This window comes from Paracoccus sp. M683 (genome assembly GCF_007096355.1).
GTDB lineage: Bacteria > Pseudomonadota > Alphaproteobacteria > Rhodobacterales > Rhodobacteraceae > Paracoccus.
Genome location: NZ_VKDF01000004.1, coordinates 402,985 through 423,201, shown reverse-complemented (window position 1 = coordinate 423,201; position 20,217 = coordinate 402,985). Strand labels below are relative to the sequence as shown.

General features: G+C 63.0%; 20 protein-coding genes. 6 read left to right on the top strand and 14 right to left on the bottom strand.

All coding sequences use genetic code 11. The features are described from left to right. Nucleotides 1-4: 4 nt before the first annotated feature. The 12 genes from deoC to FNJ84_RS08780 all read right to left on the bottom strand — a co-directional run bounded on the left by deoC (nucleotide 5) and on the right by FNJ84_RS08780 (nucleotide 10,483). A complete protein-coding gene (gene deoC / locus FNJ84_RS08835; protein WP_143792743.1) occupies nucleotides 5-955 on the bottom strand; it encodes a deoxyribose-phosphate aldolase in 951 nt (316 codons plus the stop codon). 69 nt (nucleotides 956-1,024) lie between these two features. After that, complete coding sequence (locus FNJ84_RS08830) at nucleotides 1,025-1,894, bottom strand: LysR family transcriptional regulator (RefSeq protein WP_143792742.1); 870 nt, start codon at nucleotides 1,892-1,894, stop codon at nucleotides 1,025-1,027. Nucleotides 1,895-2,122: 228 nt separating this feature from the next. Then, nucleotides 2,123-2,815 (bottom strand): DUF1523 family protein, encoded by a 693-nt coding sequence (locus tag FNJ84_RS08825; RefSeq protein ID WP_143792741.1) that lies wholly within the window; start codon nucleotides 2,813-2,815, stop codon nucleotides 2,123-2,125. A 10-nt stretch (nucleotides 2,816-2,825) separates the two neighbouring features. Beyond that, nucleotides 2,826-3,107, bottom strand: coding sequence for a hypothetical protein (locus FNJ84_RS08820; protein WP_143792740.1), 282 nt, complete (start codon nucleotides 3,105-3,107; stop codon nucleotides 2,826-2,828). A 3-nt stretch (nucleotides 3,108-3,110) separates the two neighbouring features. Then, complete coding sequence (locus tag FNJ84_RS08815; protein WP_185968466.1) at nucleotides 3,111-4,487, bottom strand: DUF6638 family protein; 1,377 nt, start codon at nucleotides 4,485-4,487, stop codon at nucleotides 3,111-3,113. After that, nucleotides 4,484-4,975 (bottom strand): hypothetical protein, encoded by a 492-nt coding sequence (locus FNJ84_RS08810; RefSeq protein WP_143792739.1) that lies wholly within the window; start codon nucleotides 4,973-4,975, stop codon nucleotides 4,484-4,486. The genes FNJ84_RS08815 and FNJ84_RS08810 overlap by 4 nt, the downstream gene beginning before the upstream one ends. A 96-nt stretch (nucleotides 4,976-5,071) precedes the next feature. Then, nucleotides 5,072-5,386, bottom strand: coding sequence for a hypothetical protein (locus tag FNJ84_RS08805; RefSeq protein WP_143792738.1), 315 nt, complete (start codon nucleotides 5,384-5,386; stop codon nucleotides 5,072-5,074). Between the two features lie 3 nt (nucleotides 5,387-5,389). Next, complete coding sequence (locus FNJ84_RS08800) at nucleotides 5,390-7,330, bottom strand: ATP-binding protein (protein ID WP_143792737.1); 1,941 nt, start codon at nucleotides 7,328-7,330, stop codon at nucleotides 5,390-5,392. Further along, nucleotides 7,331-7,888 carry a putative glycolipid-binding domain-containing protein gene (locus FNJ84_RS08795; RefSeq protein WP_185968465.1) on the bottom strand — a complete coding sequence of 186 codons (558 nt, stop codon included), beginning with the start codon at nucleotides 7,886-7,888 and terminating at the stop codon, nucleotides 7,331-7,333. Nucleotides 7,889-7,892: 4 nt separating this feature from the next. Next, a complete protein-coding gene (locus FNJ84_RS08790) occupies nucleotides 7,893-9,026 on the bottom strand; it encodes a hypothetical protein (RefSeq protein WP_143792735.1) in 1,134 nt (377 codons plus the stop codon). After that, a complete protein-coding gene (locus FNJ84_RS08785) occupies nucleotides 9,019-9,420 on the bottom strand; it encodes a hypothetical protein (protein ID WP_143792734.1) in 402 nt (133 codons plus the stop codon). Before FNJ84_RS08785 ends, FNJ84_RS08790 begins: the two co-directional genes overlap by 8 nt. Further along, nucleotides 9,410-10,483 (bottom strand): hypothetical protein, encoded by a 1,074-nt coding sequence (locus tag FNJ84_RS08780; RefSeq protein WP_370454589.1) that lies wholly within the window; start codon nucleotides 10,481-10,483, stop codon nucleotides 9,410-9,412. Before FNJ84_RS08780 ends, FNJ84_RS08785 begins: the two co-directional genes overlap by 11 nt. Nucleotides 10,484-10,614: 131 nt before the next feature. Between FNJ84_RS08780 and FNJ84_RS08775 the strand changes: the two genes are divergently transcribed. The 6 genes from FNJ84_RS08775 (at nucleotide 10,615) to FNJ84_RS08750 (ending at nucleotide 18,403) form a co-directional block, all read left to right on the top strand. Next, the gene (locus FNJ84_RS08775) at nucleotides 10,615-11,898 is read left to right on the top strand and encodes an acetylornithine deacetylase/succinyl-diaminopimelate desuccinylase family protein (protein ID WP_143792732.1); all 1,284 of its coding nucleotides are present in this window, start codon (nucleotides 10,615-10,617) and stop codon (nucleotides 11,896-11,898) included. Nucleotides 11,899-11,947: 49 nt separating this feature from the next. Continuing rightward, nucleotides 11,948-14,164 carry a hypothetical protein gene (locus FNJ84_RS08770; protein WP_143792731.1) on the top strand — a complete coding sequence of 739 codons (2,217 nt, stop codon included), beginning with the start codon at nucleotides 11,948-11,950 and terminating at the stop codon, nucleotides 14,162-14,164. A gap of 28 nt (nucleotides 14,165-14,192) precedes the next feature. Further along, complete coding sequence (locus FNJ84_RS08765; RefSeq protein ID WP_143792730.1) at nucleotides 14,193-14,486, top strand: septum formation initiator family protein; 294 nt, start codon at nucleotides 14,193-14,195, stop codon at nucleotides 14,484-14,486. Between the two features lie 167 nt (nucleotides 14,487-14,653). Then, the gene (pdhA, locus tag FNJ84_RS08760) at nucleotides 14,654-15,700 is read left to right on the top strand and encodes a pyruvate dehydrogenase (acetyl-transferring) E1 component subunit alpha (RefSeq protein ID WP_370454588.1); all 1,047 of its coding nucleotides are present in this window, start codon (nucleotides 14,654-14,656) and stop codon (nucleotides 15,698-15,700) included. Nucleotides 15,701-15,712: 12 nt separating this feature from the next. Next, nucleotides 15,713-17,089, top strand: coding sequence for a pyruvate dehydrogenase complex E1 component subunit beta (locus FNJ84_RS08755; protein WP_143792728.1), 1,377 nt, complete (start codon nucleotides 15,713-15,715; stop codon nucleotides 17,087-17,089). Between the two features lie 12 nt (nucleotides 17,090-17,101). Then, on the top strand, nucleotides 17,102-18,403 hold the full coding sequence (locus FNJ84_RS08750; protein WP_143792727.1) for a pyruvate dehydrogenase complex dihydrolipoamide acetyltransferase: 1,302 nt from the start codon (nucleotides 17,102-17,104) through the stop codon (nucleotides 18,401-18,403). A 301-nt stretch (nucleotides 18,404-18,704) separates the two neighbouring features. Here FNJ84_RS08750 and FNJ84_RS08745 read toward each other — a convergent pair whose 3' ends face one another. Beyond that, on the bottom strand, nucleotides 18,705-18,989 hold the full coding sequence (locus FNJ84_RS08745) for a DUF4242 domain-containing protein (protein ID WP_143792726.1): 285 nt from the start codon (nucleotides 18,987-18,989) through the stop codon (nucleotides 18,705-18,707). A 228-nt stretch (nucleotides 18,990-19,217) separates the two neighbouring features. Then, nucleotides 19,218-20,138, bottom strand: a complete 921-nt coding sequence (locus tag FNJ84_RS08740) for an alpha/beta fold hydrolase (protein ID WP_185968464.1) — start codon at nucleotides 20,136-20,138, stop codon at nucleotides 19,218-19,220. Between the last annotated feature and the right edge of the window lie 79 nt (nucleotides 20,139-20,217).

Below are 20,217 nucleotides of genomic sequence, written 5' to 3'. Positions count from 1 at the left end.
TCCCTCAGGCGATGGCTTGGCGGTAACCGGCGGCATAGCGGCCGGTGACGTGATGGCTGATCTGGCGCTCGATATCGCCCAAAAGGGACGATGCGCCGATGCGGAACAGGTCGGGCTTCAGCCAGTCGGTGCCAAGTTCCTCTTTCATCAGCACCTGCCAGCTGATCGCATCCTTGGCCGTGCGCAGGCCCCCGGCGGGCTTGAAGCCGACCTTATGGCCGGTTTGTTCGCGGTAGTCGCGGATGGTGCGGCACATCACCAGCGACACCGGCAGGGTGGCGTTCACCCCTTCCTTCCCGGTCGAGGTCTTGATCCAGTCGCTGCCTGCCTGCATGGCGACATGGCTGGCTTTGGCCACGTTTTCCAGCGATTTCAGATCGCCGGTGGCAAGGATGGATTTCATTTTCGAGGCCCCGCAGGCCTCGCGCATGGCGCTGATCTCGTCATAAAGCGCGGCCCAATTGCCTTGCAGCACATGGGCGCGGGTAATGACGATGTCGATTTCATCGGCGCCCTGATCGACGGCATAGCGAATCTCGGCAAGGCGCAGGTCCAAGGGCATCAGGCCAGCGGGGAAGCCGGTGGCGACGCTGGCCACGGGCACACCGGAATTGCCAAGCGCGCGTTTCGCAGCGGCAACCATGGTCGGATAGACGCAGACGGCGCCGGTGGTCAGGCTCTCGACGCCCACTTTATCCAAGAGTTCCGGGGCGATGGGCTGCATCGCCTTGGCGCACAGCCGCGCCACGCGGTTTTCGGTATCGTCGCCCGCCAGTGTCGTCAGGTCGATGCAGCGCACGGCGTTCAGCAGCCATGCGGCCTGCCAGTCCTTCTTCAGGCTACGCCGCGCAGGCAGCGTCGCCGCGCGGCGTTCGACGGCGGGCGTGTTGATGCGAATGCCCTCGAACCAGTCGAGGCGCAGATCGGTGCCGGGATTTCGGTTGCTGGCGGTCATGGTCCCCTCGGCCTTGCGGATCGCACGAGCCTAGCCGCGCCCGCGCCGGGCGGCAAGCGGCGTGCGGCGTCACCCGCGCAGCGGACGCGCGCCCCCCAGCAATTCGGCATTGTCCTTGTAAACCTGAACGATGCGGTCAATCAGGCGGCGGATATGCGGGCGGTGGCGGTCGTCGTCATGCATGACCAGATGCTGCGTCTCGGTCAGATCCTCGATCAGCGGGCCGGCGCGCGCCAGTGCCGGATCGGCATCGGCGATCATGCAGGGCATCACCCCGATCCCCGCCCCGGCGCGGACCAGCTGGTGCAAGGTGGCCACCGTGTTGGCCATCGCGCGGATCGGCAAATCCTGCGCATGCAGCCATTTCGCCGCCGGATGGCGCGCATGGGCCGGGTCCATCGCCACCCATTCCAGCAGTTCGGGGCGCGGTGCCGCCCAACTGCGATAGGGGGCAAAGCGCAGGGTGCCAAGCGGGCGCGAGGCCAGATTGCCGGTCTCGGCCGGGCGGTTGCGGATGCCGAGGTCGATCTCGCGATGAGCGATGTCCAGAACCGCCTCGGTGGTGATCACGTTCAGGCGAAAATCGTCGCCGGGCCGGGTCAGGGCAGCGAACCGGTCAACCAGAAACATGGCCGTGGCGGTGCCCGCCGACAGCCGGACCAGCGGCGTTTCGGCCTCGGCCCCCAGCAGATCATGGACCGGACGCGCCGCCGCGTGCATGGCGCGAACCTTGACCAGCAGCGTCTCGCCGGCACGGGTCAGGGCATAGCCCGTCTGGGATCGGTGAAACAGCGCCTGACCTGTCATCTGCTCCAGCGCCAACATTCGGCGCCCGATGGTTGGCGCGCTGAGATCCAGCGCACGGGCCGCGCCGGACAGGCCTCCCGTCGCGGCGACATGGTAGAAAATCTGAAGGTCATCCCAGCTGATGTTTTTCATTTTTGAAAGATACCTTGCGGATTCAGGTCATGTATCGACCCGAATCCGCAGGTTATCTTTTCAACCATGAAAATGAAAGGCAGCTATCATGTTTCCGATGATCCAGCCGCATCTGCGGAAAAAACTGACTGAAGAGCAGTTCTACCGGATTGGCGCGCCCCCGTTTCGACGCCTGTTGCCGGGGCTGGCTGCGCTGTTTTGGCAGCACAAGACCCCGGCGGCAGACAATCAGGGGCGAGGCTTGCCCCGCCACGTCCCCAACCAACCGCTGAACCGACCCTTGGCTTCGCTGGCCTCGGATACGACGCGGTCGCGGGCGGCGTCGGCGCGGGTCTCGACGTCGTCCCAGGCCTGATCCACGCGGGCGACGGCCGGGTCGATGGTGCGCTGGCGGAACTGCGCCCACATGCGCCAGATCAGCAGCAGGAAAACCAGCAGCACGGTGCAGATGATGATCGCAGGCCAGTTGCGCGGGCTTTCGGTCGGACCGGCCACCGTGTCGATGGAAATCGCATTGGGATAGATCGACAGCCACGGCACCCGCCAGCCATAGGCCGTGACGCTGACCCATTGCGGGCTTTGTGCCGTCGATTGCAGGTTCGTCGCCTCGGAATGCAGGTTCGAGCTGTCATATTTGAAATAAGGCGGCCAGATCCAGCCGGTATCCTCGTTACGATAGACAAAGACCTTGCCGTTGGGGCGCACCGTGTCGATGAAACGTATGTCGCGCTGACCCTGCTGGTTCTCGACCGTGCCGGTATCGTCGCTGGCATAGAAGATGCTGTTGGTGGGGCTGATATAGGTCAGCCGGTTATAGGTATTGGTGATCCTGACCGTATTCTTCGAAGGCAGCGTATAGTCCAGAAAGGCAAAGACGATCACGCCCAGCAGCACCCCAAAGACGACCTTTACATAATACATTTGCGGCCCCTTACTGCCAGTTGACCCAATAGACGATCCCCATGATCGCGGCCGTGGGCAGGATAAAGACCAGCCACAGCAACCGCGCCCGCAGGCTTTTTTCGAATCCGACCATCGACTTTCGAACAAACTCGGCGCGCTGCGGGTTGTTCCCTGCCTTGTCGGGATGGCGTTGGTCCCATTCACCTTCCAGCGTTTCACGCCGAAGCGAGCGGATATAGATCCAGAACAGGAAATAGAACAGCGCTTCCAGCAACAGCACCAAAAGCATCAATCGAAACAGTGCGATCACCCGTCAGCCTCCCCATGGGCCTTTGACATTCGGCACGGCGGCCGCCTCGGTCAGGCTAGCACGCGCGGCACCCCATGGGCCAGCGACAGGCTGCTGGCGTTCGGGTTCGGCCATGCCCGGTTCCGGCCCGAACAAGGCGTCGCGGGTGCCTTGTTTGTCGATCTGGTATTCGCGGGCCAGAAACTCGGCCACATATTCGCGCTTTTGGTCGTCCCAGGTCTGATACAGCCGATAGAACAGCGGCTTATGGGTGATGAACAGCTGACGCACATCATCGGGGCCCAGTTCGGACAGCATCCGATTTACCAGATCGCGCGCCGGCCCCGGCGTGGCGCGGATGGCATAGAAATAGGCCGGATCGCTGCTGTCGATGACCGGCCAGTCGCCACCCTGTTCGGCATAGCGCAGCAGATTGGCCAGGCCCCGGACCTCGGCCGGCAACTGGCTGCCCATGCGGGCGGCGGCGCGGCGCAGCTCGGCCCGGCTGCTGTTGCCGGTGTCGATTTTTAGTTGGGTGGCGGCGTCGACCAGCACAAAGTCGATCTTCTGGCGCAGGATCGGCGCGGCGTCGGCGCCGCGCGCGCTGATGATCGGTTCGGCCAGCGCATTGCGGGCCAGCCAGGCGGCAATGGCATTGCGCTGATCCAGCGACATGGTGGTGGTGCCATGGATGTCGATGCGCTGCGCGGGATCGGCAAAGATCATCGCCGGCTGCTTGGCCGAGCGCATGACATAGACACCGCCGAAATCGGCTGTCCAGAAATCGGGAACCTCGAAATCGGTCTTTTGCAGATGCACGGGGTTGCGCAGCACATCGCCGGATTTCTGCGCCTGCTCGATCATCCGCGCGATCAGCACATCATCCCACCAGGCATCGGGCTGGGCGCGGAACTGCTGGATCATGGCGGTCAGCCGGTCGGCCTCGGCCACGTGATTGCCGGTGGTATCGGCGCTGACCTTCAGGTGACGGATGTTCAGCAGATCCGCCGGACCCGAGACCTGCCAGACCTGATCGTCGATCTCGCCCAGCACCGCATCGCGGGCAGTCAGGCTGAACAGCTGGCTTTCGTTATCCTCGATAAAGGCACGCAGCACGTCGCGCAGCACGGACAGATCCGCGTTCAGCAGCGGCGCGGTCTTTTGCTCGGTCGTCAGCAGGATGAACTGACGGTTGCCGCCATCGGGACGCAGATAACCCATATCGCCCAGCTCATCCCCGATTTCGGGGGAATAGCCGCTGATGTCGATGTGAAATTCCGTCAGCGCGGTTTCGCGGCCGGTGATCTTTTTCAGCGCACGGTTATAAAGCCCGACCCAAGCGGTCGAGTTCACCCGGATCAGGTTGCCAAACATCAGGCCCTTTTCGATGAGGCGTTTCATGGCAGCATGCTCCTTTGAAATCGTCCCGAGATTGCACCCAGAAACAGCGGCGCCGTCAACATGGCGAAGAACGCCCGCAAAATGCCCTGGTTCGAGGCGCTGCAAGCGTCAACCAAAGACAAGACGCCAAAAAATGCCGAGCATCCGAACAACACTGCACCCAACGTAAGCAGCGAGCCCACAACGATCGCAAGAACGAGATGGCCGGACTTGCCGCGCAACAGCGCCCAAGTCGCGCCCAGGGCGACAGGCGGCCAGAATATCGCCAAGGCGATCAACCCATCAGGCAAGCGGACATATGCAGCGGTCTGGCGCAGGGGCGTGGTCGGCGACAGGAACACCAGGCAAGCGGCGGCAAGGACCGTAGCACCGACCAGCAGCGTGATCAGCGATTTGAACAGGCTGTCACCCTTGATCCATTCATTCACTGCATTCTGGACCACGCCACTTGGCAACAGGGTTCCAAGAAACCGGCCGGCCAGTGCCAATATGATCGGGGAACTTGTGATGGCGTCACCTTGGGGATGCGGATGGCATCGACCGCTGCTGATTGGTTGGTTTCATGCTGATGGCATCCGCAATTCTCATGCCCGAACCAACCGCCGCCCGTATCGCGAATAAAGCCATACAGCCCCGACCCAAACGGGGATTGTGAACAGCGGCATCATCGGCGCGACCTTGATGATATCCCGCATATCCCGCCCCAGAAAGGCCATGAATGACGCGAAACCAATGGCTTGCCCTAATGCCTGTATGACCAGCATTTGAACCATCCCCAATCGCGCAGCATGCCGTTCGACAAGCCAGATCACCAACAGCGACAGAAGCGCCGGCAGAACAGCGATGATCGACGTATACAGCAGCAATACATACCAAGGCGGAGGAAAGTAGAATGCCATCGCCTAGGCATCCCCCCGATACCGCTTCTGCGCCTCGGCCATCCGCTCCATCCCGCGCACTGCATCGTCGATGGCGCGTTCATCGGCGCTGTCGCTATAGCGCCACTCGCTGTCGGCATAGCGGTTGATTTCCTGCACCACCATCCGCGTCGTGATCGGCTGGCGCAGGGCCGAGATCATCTCAAGCTTGCGCGCATAGGGCTGGTGCAGGAACGGCTCGGGCGTTTCGAACCACTCGTCGGGCATGTCGAAATCCATCGCGCGGGCCTTGACCGCGTCGGTGATGTTCTTGACCGCGCGGCCGGTGAAACGTGGCTCGGCCTGCGAAATGGCGTAAAGATAGCTGCCCAGTTCGGCCAGATCGGTCAGATCGCCATATTGCGCCGTGACCTCACCAAAGACCTTTTCCAAGCCAGCCTCGTGCGGGCGGGAATGGCCCTCATAGCTTTCTGCGACGGCCTTTTCCATGGCCTGCGCCTTCATCAGATCGTGCTGGCCGACGGGGATGTCGTGGCGCTTGCCCAGAAGCAGCGAGAGAATGTCGATGTAATCGGCCCGCGTCTTTGGCCCGTCGATCAGGAAACGGGCGGCGGCGCGCTGGCGCAGGGCGTCGTCGATATTCTCGGCATAGTTGGAAAACATCCCGAATGTGCAATTGCCGCGCACCACGGTGCTGGCACCGGCAAAGGCTTCCATCAGCACGGCGGTGATTTCCTGCTGACCGGCGGATGACTGTCGGTCGCCGCGTTTGCCGGCGATCTGGTCGATATCGTCGATGGTGCCGAAACCGATGACCGAGGGGTCGATGATGCTGTCGATAAAGGCCCGCGCGTTCTGGCCCGACTTGCCCTGATAGCTGTCGATATTGTCCACGGACAGGTTGGCATAGCGGAAGGGATAGCCGCCAATGGTGCAGTAATCGTTCAGCATCCCCGCCATCATCTGGATCAGCGTGGTCTTGCCGGTGCCGGGTTTGCCGTCGCCCAGAAAGGTAAAGACAAAGCCACCCAGTTCCACGAAAGGGTTCATCCGCCGGTCGAAATCATAGGCCGCCAGCATCCGCGCCAGCCGCATCGCCTGATGCTTGGCAATGGCGTTGCCGATCACCTCTTCCGGTTTCTTGAAGGCCATGATCAGCGGCTTGCCGCGCGCCTTTGTCGCGGGGGCAAAGCCGGCGATGGGGAAATCATCAGCCGCCACGCGCCAGCTTGCGCCGGTGAAGGCGCCGGTGCGGGGGGCGGTTTCCGCGCGGGCAGCGACGGCGGCTGACAGCGCCTCGGCAAAGGCGATGGCGGCGGCAATCAGGGTTTTGTCATCACTGGCGCGGGTCAGGTTCTGATCCATTTCCCACAGCGCGCCTTGCAGGGCGGTCAGCGGGCTGTCGGTCAGAATCTCGTCGGCGGTGATGCCTTCGACCGTTTCGGGGCCGGCATGTTCGGCCAGCAGAAAGGCCGTGGCATTGGCAAAGACGGACAGCGCGGCCAGTGCTTCCACCGCCAGCAATTCACCAAACTCGGTCCGCTTTTCCGCTGGCAGGCGGCCTTCCAGATTGGCGCGCTTCATTTCTGCCGCGCCAGAGCGTGCGGCGACCTCATCCGCAACGGCCAGCGCGATGGCCAGCGCCCGGCGCAAGGCGCGCGCCGCAGTCGCGGCGGCGGGCGAGGGAAGATCGTCGCCGCCGATGCCTTCAATCCGGTCGATCAGCTGCACGCCCGAGGGCCGCGCGGTCGTGCGCCCCGCCAGCCCCGGCGTGGTAGAGCGAAAGCGCGAGGTCCGGGGAATGCCGGGCGAGCGTTCGGGCGCTGTGGTTGCGGCGGCGGCGCTGGCAGCGGTTGGCTTTCCAAGGCGCGGGGCATGGTCGAACCCGTTCAGCAGGCTCAGCGCCTGAGCGTAATGCGCCCTGATCTCGGCCTCGGGCAGTTCCATTTCGTTACGCGCGTCCATTCAAACCTCTTTAATCCAAAGCGGCGGATAGTCTGTAACCAGCCCGTCGCCATCAATTGTCAAATCCGCGGTGAAATCATGGCTGGGCGAGCGGTAATGCCAGCCATTGTCCCCGCGCCTTTCGTAATGCTGCGGCAGCGGCTTCAGCTGCCAGTCATCCGGGTCCAGCCATGCGCCAGCCAGATCAGCGCCGTCCTGACGCGCGGCGCGCATGCGGCGGATCGGCAGCGTATTCGTGGCTGGGGTAAAGCCCAGGTCGATATCGCGCAGGCCCGTCACCTCGGGCACGGATTCGCCGTTCACCCGCCAGTTTCCCAGATCGTCGCGATGGATCGACAGGCTGACCGCCCGCTTTCCAGCGCGCCCCATCAGCCGTGCGCTGCGGGTTACCCAATCCTCGCTGGCCGAAACCTCATATGCGATCTGGGCCGGGCCACTCGCGTCGGCCCAGACCGCCATGCCCTCGATCCGCCACAATGCGCCTTCGGACCACAACCGGCAGGCATCATGACCGGGCCGGTCCAGCCGGCGCCACAGGATATGCGCCCCCGCCGCCACGGCCCTAACGATAACCCGTCACCCGGCCATCGGGACCGGGCACATATTTGCGGATATTTCGGAAACCGGGCGGGTCCAGCGTCACCAGCGCCTGATAGGGCCGCTGAGGCAAGACCAGCAGCCGTGTGGCCGAGGTCGCCCCCTGCCCCGCCCCGTGCTGGTTCAGCGGGTCCAGCCGGAAAACCTGCCGTTCAGTCACGCCGAACAGGCCGCTGGTTTCCATGATCGCGCGTTCGGCCTGAAGATCCTCGATGGTCATGGCCATGGCCCAATCCTCGCCCGCCGGGGCATTGGCGTTTTCCAGCACCTCGCGGATCGGGCCTTCCTGCGTGGTGAAACCGGCGGAATAGGCCGGACCAAGCGTCAGCCGCCGCAGCCGATAGGGGTGCAGCGAGTCGAAATCGCGGTCAAACCCCTGCGCGATCGTCACCAGTTGCAGCCCGGCCACCGATTGCGCCAGAAGATGCGCCCGCACCTCGGGCCAGCGTTTCGGATCGTCGGTCAGCGGTCGGCGGCCGGTATCGTCGACATCCATCAGATACAGGATCGGCACGTTCAACTGGCTGTCATAGACCGCCCAATGCACCAGCCAGCGCCGGCGGCGGCTGTCATGGCCCGAAACCCAATAGCCCTGCGGATGCATCTGCGGCCAGAACAGCCCGCCCCTTGCAAGCGCCTCGTAGTAATAGCGTTGCGACAGGGCGTATTGCAGCCGCGTCGGGATGCTCAGTTGGCCGACGATCTGGCGGATCATGTCATCCTTGATCGCGCTCGCATCGGGAGTGCGGGCCAGTTCGGCCTGCGCCTGTGCGGCATCGGCGGCGGTCTGGGCGATTTCCTGCCAGACCGGAAATCCGCTTTCATGGATGTCGATGGTCATGTGACGCCGCAGCGGCCCCTCGATCCGGCCCGCGATCAGGTATTTCATCGCCAGCGCGTCCATGCTGGTTTTCAGCGCGTCGATATAGCCGCCAATCACCTCTGTCTCGGTCTGCGCAAACAGGCCGTCGCGGACGGTTTCGACCAACGTTGCCCGCAGCGTTGCGGCGATCAGCCGGGTCTGGTCGATGAAAGCCCGCGCGATCCGGTCGTCGTCAAGCTGCCGGTGGTCAGCATCAAGGGTGCCGGTTTCAGCCATCGCGCTGTTCCGCCTTTCCGTCGTCGCCCCAAAGCCATGCGAGGCTTGTGCCGACAATCCAAATCACCGGCATTGCAGCAAGCTCTACCGACCGCCAGAAGGCGTGCCGAACCGACCGCTTCCATCTTTCCGCCAGGATCGAAGTGACGCCAACCAATGCAACCCAGATTAAAAGTCCGATCGCCGCCACTCCGAATGCGATGGCGGCCAGCGCGAACAATGCGACAATCGGCAACGCAGCCCCCACAACGGCACCGCTGATCCCCGCGAGTATCGCCTCGATCAAACCCGTGCCACGCTGCAATTCAAAGCCAACAACGCCGATCGCGGTCAGGATCGCACAAGCCAGAAAGACCAGCCCGATCCGTCCGCGATAGGCGTCCTCACCCGCCATACAAGTTGCTGTCATGCTTCTTGACGATCTCGGCAAAGCGGCGGGCGAAACGTTCGTCGGCCTTGGCCTTTTCCTCCAGCACCTTGCGGGCGAATACCATGTGATCGCCATGGGCTTCCAGCATGTCGGCCATGCGGTCGTTGGTGGCGGTGCCGATGGCGGCCATGGCGGCCTGCGCCTCTTGATCCGTCCGCACGCCGATTTCGTTGATGCGGTGGGCGATGTCCTGCTGCTGGGCGGTTTTCAGCGACTTGGTCAGCGCGTCATACAGCACGACCCGCTGGCGTGTATCCGTCTGCAATTTGTTGATCAGCACCATCTGGGTCGCGGCCTGATTCTGAAGGCTGTCTACCCAGGTCTTGCCAGCCTCGATATAGCGTTCCAGCGTCTGCGACTTGGCCAGCGCGACCTGTTCGTCCTGGACCAGCGCGTTGTGGTCCTTGTTCGCATTGGCCAGATCGGTTTCCAGCCGCGTGCGTTCGGTGGCGTCGGTGGTGGTCGAGATCTTGTTTTCCAGCTCGATCAGCTGCGGGTCCATCGCCTTGATCCGGTCGCGCAGGGCTTCCAGCGTCGCAACCGTCGCCTCGCGTTCTTCCAGCGTGCCGGTCAGGTTGGTCTCGACCTTGCCCTTCTGGTCGTTCAGCAGGTCAAGCTGATCCTGCAACAACCGGGTAATGGTGTCGGATTTGGCGATCAGATCCTGCAACTTGTCGTCGATACTGGCGCCGCGCAGACGTTCCTGACGCATCGCCTCGGATTTGCCACTGGCAAAGATGCCGACGAATTTCTCCCATCCGGTCTTGCTGCGCAGATCCTCGAAATCCTTCGAGAAGCCGGCGGTGACATCGTCCAGCCCCATGATCAGCTCGGCGATATTGGCGTTCATCGCCTCGGTATGGGTATGCACATCCTGCAAGGTCGCATTGGCCACGTCGATGGGCAGATCCGCCACATCGGCCCGCGCCGTCGCACGGTCCAGCGCCGCCGTCATCTGTGCGATCTTGTCCTGCGTCGCCGCAACCTGCTGCTGGCTGTCCTTGATCTGCTGTTCCAACGATGCCATCGCCATCACTCCCTGAACTGGTTCTTGTGCAGGATGTTAGGTCTTATGCCCGCGCGCGCAAGGGCAAGCCGCCGCGATAGCGCCGAATTTCGCCGTTGTCAGCGCCCTGTGCCCTGCCTAACCTGCCCGTCATGGACGCCTTGAAATCTGCCATCGAAAGCCGCAGCGCCGCGCTGATCGCGCTGACGCAGGATCTGATCCGCATCGCCACGCTGAACCCGCCGGGGCGGCGTTATCGCGAGATTTGCGACTATATCGAGGCCCGCATGGCCCCGCAGGGCTGGGCTTGCGAGCTGATCCGCGCCCATGGCGCACCCGGCGACAGCGAGGATTTTCCGCGCTGGAACATCGTCGCCCGCCACAAGGGCGCCCGGCCCGGGGAATGCGTGCATTTCAACAGCCATCATGACGTGGTCGAGGTCGGGCACGGCTGGACCCGCGACCCGTTCGGCGGCGAATTGCAGGGCGACCGCATCTATGGCCGGGGCGCCTGCGACATGAAAGGCGGCCTGGCGGCGTCAATCATCGCGGCCGAGGCCTTCGTCGCGCTGAACCCCGACCATGCCGGCCAGATCGAGATCAGTGCCACGGCGGACGAGGAATCGGGCGGCTATGGCGGCGTGGCCTATCTGGCCCAGCAGGGCGCCTTTGCGCATGTGGGCCATGTCATCATCCCCGAACCGCTGCACAAGGATCGCATCTGCCTGGGCCATCGCGGCGTCTGGTGGGCCGAAATTGAAACGCAGGGCCGCATCGCCCATGGCTCGATGCCCTTTCTTGGCGATTGCGCCGTGCGCCATATGGGTGCCGTGATGGACGAGATGGAGGCGACGCTGTGGCCCCTGCTGGCGGGCAAGCACACGGAAATGCCGGTGATCCCCGAAGGCGCACGGTCATCCACGCTGAACATCAACTCGATCCATGGCGGCGCGGTGGAACAGCCCGAGGATTTCACCGGCCTGCCCACCCCCTGCGTTCCCGACCGCTGCCGCATCGTGATCGACCGCCGTTTCCTGATCGAAGAGGATCTGGCCGAGGTCAAATCCGAGGTCACCGCCCTGATGGAGCGGGTAAAGGCGCGACGGCCCTCGTTCAAATATGAAATCCGCGACCTGTTTCAGGTGATCCCCTCGATGACCGACAAGGATGCGCCGGTGGTTCGTTCAACGGCCGCCGCGATTGAACGTGTGCTGGGCCGCGAGGCAGGCTATGTCGTGTCGCCAGGCACCTATGACCAGAAGCATATCGACCGCATCGGCAAGCTGAAGAACTGTATCGCCTATGGGCCGGGCGTGCTGGATCTGGCGCATCAGCCCGATGAATGGGTGGGCGTGCAGGACATGCTGGACAGCGCGCGCGTGATGGCGCTGGTTCTGGATGATCTGTTGAACACCACGGCAAATGCAGGTCAATAACATACCATATTTATTTCAAGTCCGGATTTATATAAACTGATGGAATATTATGTCAGTATGGATCGTGGTTTTGGAAAAGACCCTTATATTGATCGTCCACGGGATTGGCGAGCAGGCACCGGGCGAAACCATTGACGCGCTGACCGGCGGCGCGGTGCAGGAACTCGGCCTGCCCGGCCCGATAGAAGGCCGGACCGAGATGATCGCCGAGCAGGTCGAGGATAGCGAGCAGCTGAACCTGTTTCCCTGCACGATCAGGCGCACGGTTCTGGCCGCTTCGGACCGGAACAAGCTGTCGAAAGATCAAGAGATTATGGCCGCCGAGGTTTATTGGTCGGACCTGTCGCCTGCACCGCGCGGCGCGTTTGGCACCGCCTTTGACCTGCTGCGCACGGTGCTTGGGCTGGGTTATCTGGCGATGGACAATGCCGATGACAGTGCCAGCGCGGTCGATATCTGGTCACGACGCGGCGTTTATGGTTTTGTCTGGATATTCTATGCGCTGATTGCGCCGATGAATGCGCTGCTGCTTTTGGCCTCGCTGGCCTTATTGGTGGATAATTTCGTGATCCGCATCGGCAGCGGCGCCGGCCAACTGCCCGGCAGCCTGCTGATAGCCTGCGTCGCCGCGACTGCCCTGCTGGCCGGTCTGTTCTGGCGGGCACGGATCCGCCGGCCATCCAGTTCCTATATGTTGCGCGCCTTCATGGCGGGGCTGGCCGGGTTGGCCGGGTTGCTGATCATCGCGGCGCTGGCGGCATGGATGGTGCCGGATGCGGGCTGGCTGAACGCCATGCGCCTGGCATCCTGCCCTTCCGTCGAGATGACCGCCTGCTGGTCGCGCGACCATCAGGATCTTGCCGCCTTTGCCTGGGCGGCAGGGTTGGCCATGGGGCTGGTCTGGCTGGGTGCGGTGGCGCTGTTGCTGTCGCTGTTCACCCTGTCGACGCTGACCGATCTGGGCCTGCGCCGGACATTGCTGCTGTTCGGCCTGCCGGCGCTGGTCATCCTTGCGGCGCAGCTTGCGCCGGGTGGCATCTGGATCGGCTTTGCGATCATGATCGCCGGCGCGGCCCTGGTCCTGGCGCTTGCCTGGCGATCCCTGACCGGGCTGCGCGGCGGCCTGCGCCGGATCACCGAGTTCTTCGGCCGCCGCGACCGGATCTTTCTGTCGGTCTGCAATGCGATGCTGCTGTTCTGGATGCTGATCTCGGCCGCGCTTTGGTCCCTGTTTTCCGGCATCGTGCAGAAAATGGACGGCCCCGAGGGCGGGCAAAGCCTGTTGAGCCAGATCTATCGCGACTATTCCCAACTGCCGACAAGCACCATGGCCTATATCCTGATCGCCGTGGCGGCGCTTGTGATCGTGGGCGCGGTGCCGGTGCTGATCCGGCAGTTGCGGCGCGACCAGCTGGCCCAGGATCCGAATACCGAGCTGTCCGGGCTGGATGTGTGGTGCGGGCGGCTGATTCTGAACCCGGTCATGAACCTGCTGCTGTTTTTGCTGATCCTGTGGGTGGCCTTTGGCGGCGCGTTTCAGGCGGCCAAGACCGCAATGGACCTGTTCGGCATCACCTATTACGAATGGAATACCGACACGCTGATCGGCAAGCTGAGCGCCTTTCACGACTGGATCAGTCACTGGAACGTCTTTGCCGTGACGGTCACGGCGGTGCTGGGCATTGCCATCTATCGCGCGGCCGATTTTATCGCTGCCGCGCTTGGCGTGGCGCGTGACATCTCGGTCTATTCGACCCGCACGCTGGCTGCCAAGCCGGGGCCGGGCAGCGCCAGCCGTTATGCACAGCGCGAACGCATTCTTGGCCGGTTCCGGCTGGTGCATGATCATCTGGCGCGGCAGATGGATTATGACCGCCTGATCGTGGTCGCGCATTCGCAGGGCACCGTCGTGGCGGCACAATCGCTGGCATCGAACCAGATGCCCGAACGGCCGCGGTTTCTGCTGACCATGGGATCGCCCCTGACCCATATCTATGGCCAGTATTTCGCCCGCGGCTTCGGTCTGGACCCGCTGGCCGGACGACTGGCGCGCTGGATCAATGTCTATCGCTGCGACGATTTCGTGGGCACTTATGTCAGCGCCGGCAATGGCCTGGTCGAAAACCTGCGCGTCGCGCCGAACGGCCATACCGGCTATTGGACCGACCGGAATGTCTGGTCGGCCCTGCGCCGGACACTGGCCCCGCAGCCGGCGGATCGCGACATCAACGACAGGGATTCCCCTGCCGGTCCGCTTGTGGCATGATGCCCGCAAAACAAGAGCAGCAATCACCATGTCACAGCGTTTGCCGATCAGTTCAGCCATTCTTTTCGTGGTTGCCGCCGGGCTTGGCCTGTATTTCGCCTTTGCCGCCGTGCAGGGCCCCTCGGGCATTCTGCGCCGCGTGCAACTGGAGGCCGAGACCCTGGAACTGGAGGCCGAGCGCGAGGCGCTGATGCAGGAAGCCGCGCGGATGCAGAATCTGACGCACCGACTGTCGGATGACTATCTCGACCTTGATCTGCTGGACGAACGGGCCCGCGCCGTTCTGGGCACGATCCGCGCGGACGAGGTTATTCTGCGCTGAACCGCCCGCCCCTTTGGGCGAGTTCCCCTGCAATTTTTTCCACCTGTGCGCGATTTTGTTCCGTCGCGCTGCCGGGATGTTTTTGGCGCATTGCACCCCCCTTTTCGATCGTTTACGGATAGTTTAACGCTGAACTATTCCTAGCACCGCCAAAGGGGGACGATCGCATGGTCAGGAAAACCACAGCAGCCAAGCCCAAATCAGCAACGTCAGGATCGGCTGGCGCAACCGCTTCCCAAGCCAGGTCGAACACCTCCAAGGACGAGTTGCTGAAATACTATCGCGACATGCTGCTGATCCGCCGCTTCGAAGAGAAGGCTGGCCAGCTTTACGGCATGGGCCAGATCGGCGGCTTCTGTCACCTCTATATCGGCCAGGAAGCCGTGGTTGTGGGCCTGGAAGCCGCCGCCGAGGAAGGTGACAAGCGCATCACCAGCTATCGCGATCACGGTCACATGCTGGCCTGCGGCATGGAAGCCCGCGGCGTCATGGCCGAGCTGACCGGCCGCGAGGGCGGATATTCGCGCGGCAAGGGCGGCTCGATGCATATGTTCAGCCGCGAAAAGCATTTCTACGGCGGCCACGGCATCGTGGCGGCGCAGGTGCCGCTTGGCGCGGGCCTGGCATTTGCCGACAAATATCTGGGCAATGGCCGCGTGACCTTTACCTATTTCGGCGATGGCGCGGCGAACCAGGGCCAGGTCTACGAGACCTATAACATGGCCGAGCTGTGGGACTTGCCGGTCGTTTTCGTGATCGAGAACAACCAGTATGCGATGGGCATGTCGGTCAAACGCTCGACCAAATCGACCACCTTCTTCGGTCGTGGCGAGGCTTTCGGCATCCCCGGCGAACAGGTGGACGGCATGGATGTGCTGGCCGTCAAGGCCGCCGGCGAAAAGGCCGTGGCGCATTGCCGCGCGGGCAAGGGGCCGTACATCCTTGAGGTCATGACCTATCGCTATCGCGGCCACTCGATGTCGGACCCGGCGAAATACCGGACGCGCGAGGAAGTGCAGAAGATGCGCGACGAACGCGACCCGATCGAGAACGTGCGCACCATGCTGCTGGATGGCAAGCATGCCTCCGAGGACGATCTGAAAGCGATCGACAAGGAAATCAAGGACATCGTCAACGACTCGGCCAAGTTTGCTGCGGAAAGCCCGGAACCGGCGCTGTCCGAGCTGTGGACCGACATTTACGCCGACGCCTGAGGAGACACGATTATGGCAACCGAAATTCTGATGCCCGCCCTGTCTCCGACGATGGAGGAAGGCACCCTGGCCAAATGGCTGAAAAAGGAAGGCGATACGGTGAAATCCGGCGACATTATCGCCGAGATCGAGACCGACAAGGCGACGATGGAATTCGAGGCCGTGGATGAAGGCATCCTTGGCAAGATCCTGATCGCCGAGGGCACCGAGGGCGTAAAGGTCAACACCCCCATCGCCGTCATGGTCGAGGAAGGCGAAAGCGCCGACAGCGTCGCGGCCCCTGCCGCCGCTGCCGCCGCCCCCGTCAGCACTGAATCCGAAAGCACGCCGGCGACCGTGGCCGCCCAGGCCGCGCCCTCGCCCGCCATGCCGCGCGATGTCTCGCCCGACTGGCCCGAAGGCACCAAGATGAAGACCATGACCGTGCGCGAAGCGCTGCGCGAGGCCATGGACGAGGAAATGGCCCGCGACGAAACCGTCTTCCTGATGGGCGAGGAAGTGGGCGAATATCAGGGCGCTTACAAGATCAGTCAGGGCCTGTTGGACAAGTATGGCACCAAGCGCGTCGTCGACACGCCGATTTCCGAAATCGGCTTTGCCGGGATCGGCACTGGCGCCGCGCTTGGCGGTCTGCGCCCGATCGTCGAATTCATGACCTTCAACTTCGCCATGCAGGGCATGGACCACATCATCAACTCGGCCGCCAAGACGCTGTATATGTCAGGCGGGCAGATGGGTTGCCCGATCGTGTTCCGCGGCCCCAACGGCGCCGCCGCCCGCGTGGGCGCCCAGCACAGTCAGGATTATGCCGCCTGGTATGCGCAGGTGCCCGGTCTGAAAGTGGTGATGCCTTACTGCGCCGCTGACGTGAAGGGCCTGATGAAGACCGCCATCCGCGACCCGAACCCGGTGATCTTCCTGGAGAACGAAATCCTCTATGGCCGCAGCTTCGAGGTGCCGGACCTTGAGGACTTTACCATCCCCTTCGGCAAGGCCCGCATCGCGCGCGCCGGCAAGGACGTGACCATCGTCAGCTTCGGCATCGGCATGACCCACGCCCTTGAAGCCGCCGAGAAACTGGCCGCCGAGGGCATCGACGCCGAGGTGATCGACCTGCGCACCCTGCGCCCGATGGACACCGCGACCGTCATCGAATCGGTGAAAAAGACCAACCGCTGCGTGACGGTCGAGGAAGGCTGGCCCGTCGCCAGCATCGGCAGCTATATCAGCTCGGTCCTGATGCAAGAGGCGTTCGACTATCTGGACGCCCCGGTCATCAACTGCACCGGCAAGGATGTGCCCATGCCCTATGCCGCCAACCTTGAGAAACTGGCCCTGACGACCGCAGCCGAAGTCATGGATGCGGTCAAGAAAGTCACCTACAAGTAAGGAGAACGCGAGATGCCGACAGAAATCCTGATGCCCGCGCTTTCTCCGACGATGGAGGAAGGCACCCTGGCCAAATGGCTGGTGAAAGAGGGCGATACCGTCAAATCCGGCGACATTCTGGCCGAGATCGAGACCGACAAGGCCACGATGGAATTCGAGGCCGTTGACGAAGGCACCGTGGGCAAGATCCTGGTGGCCGAAGGCAGCGCGGGCGTAAAGGTCAACACCCCCATCGCCGTGCTGCTGGAAGAAGGCGAAAGCGCCGCCGATATCGGCAGCGCCCCTGCCGCCGCCGCGCCTGCTGCTGCTGCGGCCCCTGCTGCCGCCGCTGCCCCTGCGGCTGCTGCGGCATCTGCCCCCGCTCCGGCTGCCCCAAGGGCGGCAGATGGCGGCCGGGTCTTTGCCTCGCCCCTGGCCCGTCGCATCGCGGCGGAAAAGGGTGTCGACCTGGCCTCGGTCAAGGGCTCTGGTCCGCACGGCCGCATCGTCAAGGCCGATGTCGATGGCGCCAAGCCCGGCGCTGCGGCACCTGCCGCCGCCGCGCCTGCGGCTGCTGCTGCGGCCCCGGCTGCTGCCGCGCCCGCCGGTCCTTCGGCGGAAACCATCCTGAAGATGTATGCCGACCGCCCGACCGAAGAGGTCAAGCTGGACGGCATGCGCCGCACCATTGCCGCACGTCTCGGCGAGGCCAAATCGACCATCCCGCATTTCTATCTGCGGCGCTCGGCCAAGCTGGACGAGCTGATGAAGTTCCGCGCCACGCTGAACAAGCAGCTTGAGGACCGCAAGGTCAAGCTGTCGGTCAATGACTTCATCATCAAGGCCTGCGCGCTGGCGCTTCAGGAAAACCCCGACGCCAATGCAGTCTGGGCGGGCGACCGCATCCTGAAGCTGAAGCCCTCGGACGTGGCGGTTGCCGTCGCGGTCGAAGGCGGGCTGTTCACCCCGGTCCTGAAGGACGCACAGCAGAAAACGCTGTCTGCCCTGTCGGCCGAGATGAAGGACCTGGCCAACCGCGCCAAGAACAAGAAGCTTGCCCCCCATGAATATCAGGGCGGCAGCTTCGCGATCTCGAACCTGGGGATGTTCGGCATCGAGAATTTCGACGCCGTGATCAACCCGCCACATGGCGCCATCCTGGCCGTGGGCGCGGGCATCCAGACCCCGGTTGTCGAGAATGGCGAGGTGGTGATCCGCAATGTCATGTCGATGACCCTGTCGGTCGATCACCGCGTCATCGACGGTGCCCTTGGCGCGCAACTGCTGGAATCCATCGTCAAGCATCTGGAAAACCCGATGGGCATGCTGGCCTGAGGCCAACCGAACCCAAAACCAGAAAAGGGGCCTCGCGGCCCCTTTTTTTGGTCATGTCTTGAAATCGTGTTGGTCGATTTCGCCTTACGGGCAAACGCCAATATTAAGCTCTGCGAACCTCATGCAGAGCAGATGCCCAAGTCAACCACCACAACAACGATCAGCACCGGTTTCGATCATTCCTCAATCGCCTGCCGCAACTGACGGCAAGCCGGATTGAGGATCTCTTGTCTGTCGCGACCGCGATCTTCCGTTCGTCCCCCACCAAGCCGATCACTCCCTCGGTCATTACCAGAAAGGATCAACCCTTGGCCGTGAGCGGGTCGATCACCTGCGGGACCTCCGTAACTGCGGCGACCGGGATGCCCGACAGTTGCGCGTGCTTTCGGATCGTTGCCTCGCTGTCGGCCAGATAGATGCAGAAGGTCTTGTCGCGGGCCACATAGCTGTGGACCCACTGGATGCCGGTGCCAATCTGCTCCAGCGCCTGATTTGACGCGCGGGCGGCCCCGCAAAGCTCGGCAGCCGACATCTGGCCGATCGCCGGAATGTCACGCTCGATCATGAATCGTTTCAGCTGTGTCATCGGATGGTCCTTTCTCATGCTGGACTACTGGCAGCGCGTCGGCCTTCTGCTGTTGACGAAACTCTGGTCGCCAGCAAGGCATGCGCGGCAAGTGTATGAAGCTGGGTCTGGTGCGAAGCAGGATGGACCCGAACAACCTCGCCACCTAAAACAGCTGTGCAGGAGGCCATGGACTGGGGCACACCCAACCGGATTGCCACCTTTCAAGCATCCCGAGCCAATCGCTTTCTATTCCTCGTCCACCGACGCGGTGAAAGCCAGGACGGCGTCAACGAAGCCTTCGCGATCCTGAACGGGTCCGCCGTGGTTCGTGCCCTCAAGGACCGAGCCAGTTGCATTCGGCTGGCAGCGCACTACCTCGTCGGCCATCATCGCGTCCAGCACGTAGGCATCGCTGCCCTGCATCACCAATGTCGGAACCTCGATTTTTGCCAGCCCGTCACAGTCGATTGGCTCGGCTGAAGCGACAGCTTCGAGAAAGGGAGGAAGGGTACGGGCATTGTCATCCCACATCTGCTGTGCGAGATCGGAATGGGTTTCGGCTTCGCCGGGCTCAAGCCGAAAGACCGCTTCGATCAGCCGTCGAACGGCGTCCTCTTCCTCGCCTGCCTTCAGTGCCTCGGCCATTGGGCCGAACGAGGCGAATTTCTGGGCGATCGCGGCACGTTCACCAGAAAGCCCGGCATGCAGGGATCCAACCGTGGGTTCGAAATGTGTGATCGAGCGAAACTTCTCGGGATAGCGCATGGCCGCCTGAAGCCCGACCAATCCGCCGTAGGACCAGGTCACCAGATGCACGGGGCCGGCATCCAGCGCATCGATCACAGCCGCAAGATCGTCGGCATGGGTTGCCACATTGAAGTTTCCGGCGTCATCGGGCCAATCGGCGGGGCCGAAATAGCGCTGATCATAGGCAACGAAGCGATAGTGTTCGGCGACGCGGTCGCGGATGCCGCCCCAGACGCGATGGTCGGACGCCGCCCCATGCAGGAACAACACCACAGCACCGCTGCCGGCCTCCTGATAGGTCAGGGTTGCATCCCCTACGGCGATTTCTTCACCGCGAGCGGGCAAGGCAGAAGGCAGAAACAACGCGACGGCGGCAAGGCAGGCGCGGATGTCGGGCGGGGTAAAGTCACTAGGTCTCATCTTCAACTCCTCTTTCCGTTCTGCGATGCGGAAAATCAGGCCCGAATCCCTCCTGAATGTCCTGACCAGCATCTGAATT

Excerpts from the sequence above, each read along its gene's own strand:
- deoC (WP_143792743.1), bottom strand. The coding sequence starts at position 955 with ATGACCGCCAGCAACCGAAATCCCGGCACCGATCTGCGCCTCGACTGG.
- FNJ84_RS08830 (WP_143792742.1), bottom strand. The coding sequence starts at position 1,894 with ATGAAAAACATCAGCTGGGATGACCTTCAGATTTTCTACCATGTCGCC.
- FNJ84_RS08825 (WP_143792741.1), bottom strand. The coding sequence starts at position 2,815 with ATGTATTATGTAAAGGTCGTCTTTGGGGTGCTGCTGGGCGTGATCGTC.
- FNJ84_RS08815 (WP_185968466.1), bottom strand. The coding sequence starts at position 4,487 with ATGAAACGCCTCATCGAAAAGGGCCTGATGTTTGGCAACCTGATCCGG.
- FNJ84_RS08805 (WP_143792738.1), bottom strand. The coding sequence starts at position 5,386 with ATGGCATTCTACTTTCCTCCGCCTTGGTATGTATTGCTGCTGTATACG.
- FNJ84_RS08800 (WP_143792737.1), bottom strand. The coding sequence starts at position 7,330 with ATGGACGCGCGTAACGAAATGGAACTGCCCGAGGCCGAGATCAGGGCG.
- FNJ84_RS08790 (WP_143792735.1), bottom strand. The coding sequence starts at position 9,026 with ATGGCTGAAACCGGCACCCTTGATGCTGACCACCGGCAGCTTGACGAC.
- FNJ84_RS08785 (WP_143792734.1), bottom strand. The coding sequence starts at position 9,420 with ATGGCGGGTGAGGACGCCTATCGCGGACGGATCGGGCTGGTCTTTCTG.
- FNJ84_RS08780 (WP_370454589.1), bottom strand. The coding sequence starts at position 10,483 with ATGGCATCGTTGGAACAGCAGATCAAGGACAGCCAGCAGCAGGTTGCG.
- FNJ84_RS08775 (WP_143792732.1), top strand. The coding sequence starts at position 10,615 with ATGGACGCCTTGAAATCTGCCATCGAAAGCCGCAGCGCCGCGCTGATC.
- FNJ84_RS08770 (WP_143792731.1), top strand. The coding sequence starts at position 11,948 with ATGTCAGTATGGATCGTGGTTTTGGAAAAGACCCTTATATTGATCGTC.
- FNJ84_RS08765 (WP_143792730.1), top strand. The coding sequence starts at position 14,193 with ATGTCACAGCGTTTGCCGATCAGTTCAGCCATTCTTTTCGTGGTTGCC.
- pdhA (WP_370454588.1), top strand. The coding sequence starts at position 14,654 with ATGGTCAGGAAAACCACAGCAGCCAAGCCCAAATCAGCAACGTCAGGA.
- FNJ84_RS08755 (WP_143792728.1), top strand. The coding sequence starts at position 15,713 with ATGGCAACCGAAATTCTGATGCCCGCCCTGTCTCCGACGATGGAGGAA.
- FNJ84_RS08750 (WP_143792727.1), top strand. The coding sequence starts at position 17,102 with ATGCCGACAGAAATCCTGATGCCCGCGCTTTCTCCGACGATGGAGGAA.
- FNJ84_RS08745 (WP_143792726.1), bottom strand. The coding sequence starts at position 18,989 with ATGACACAGCTGAAACGATTCATGATCGAGCGTGACATTCCGGCGATC.
- FNJ84_RS08740 (WP_185968464.1), bottom strand. The coding sequence starts at position 20,138 with ATGAGACCTAGTGACTTTACCCCGCCCGACATCCGCGCCTGCCTTGCC.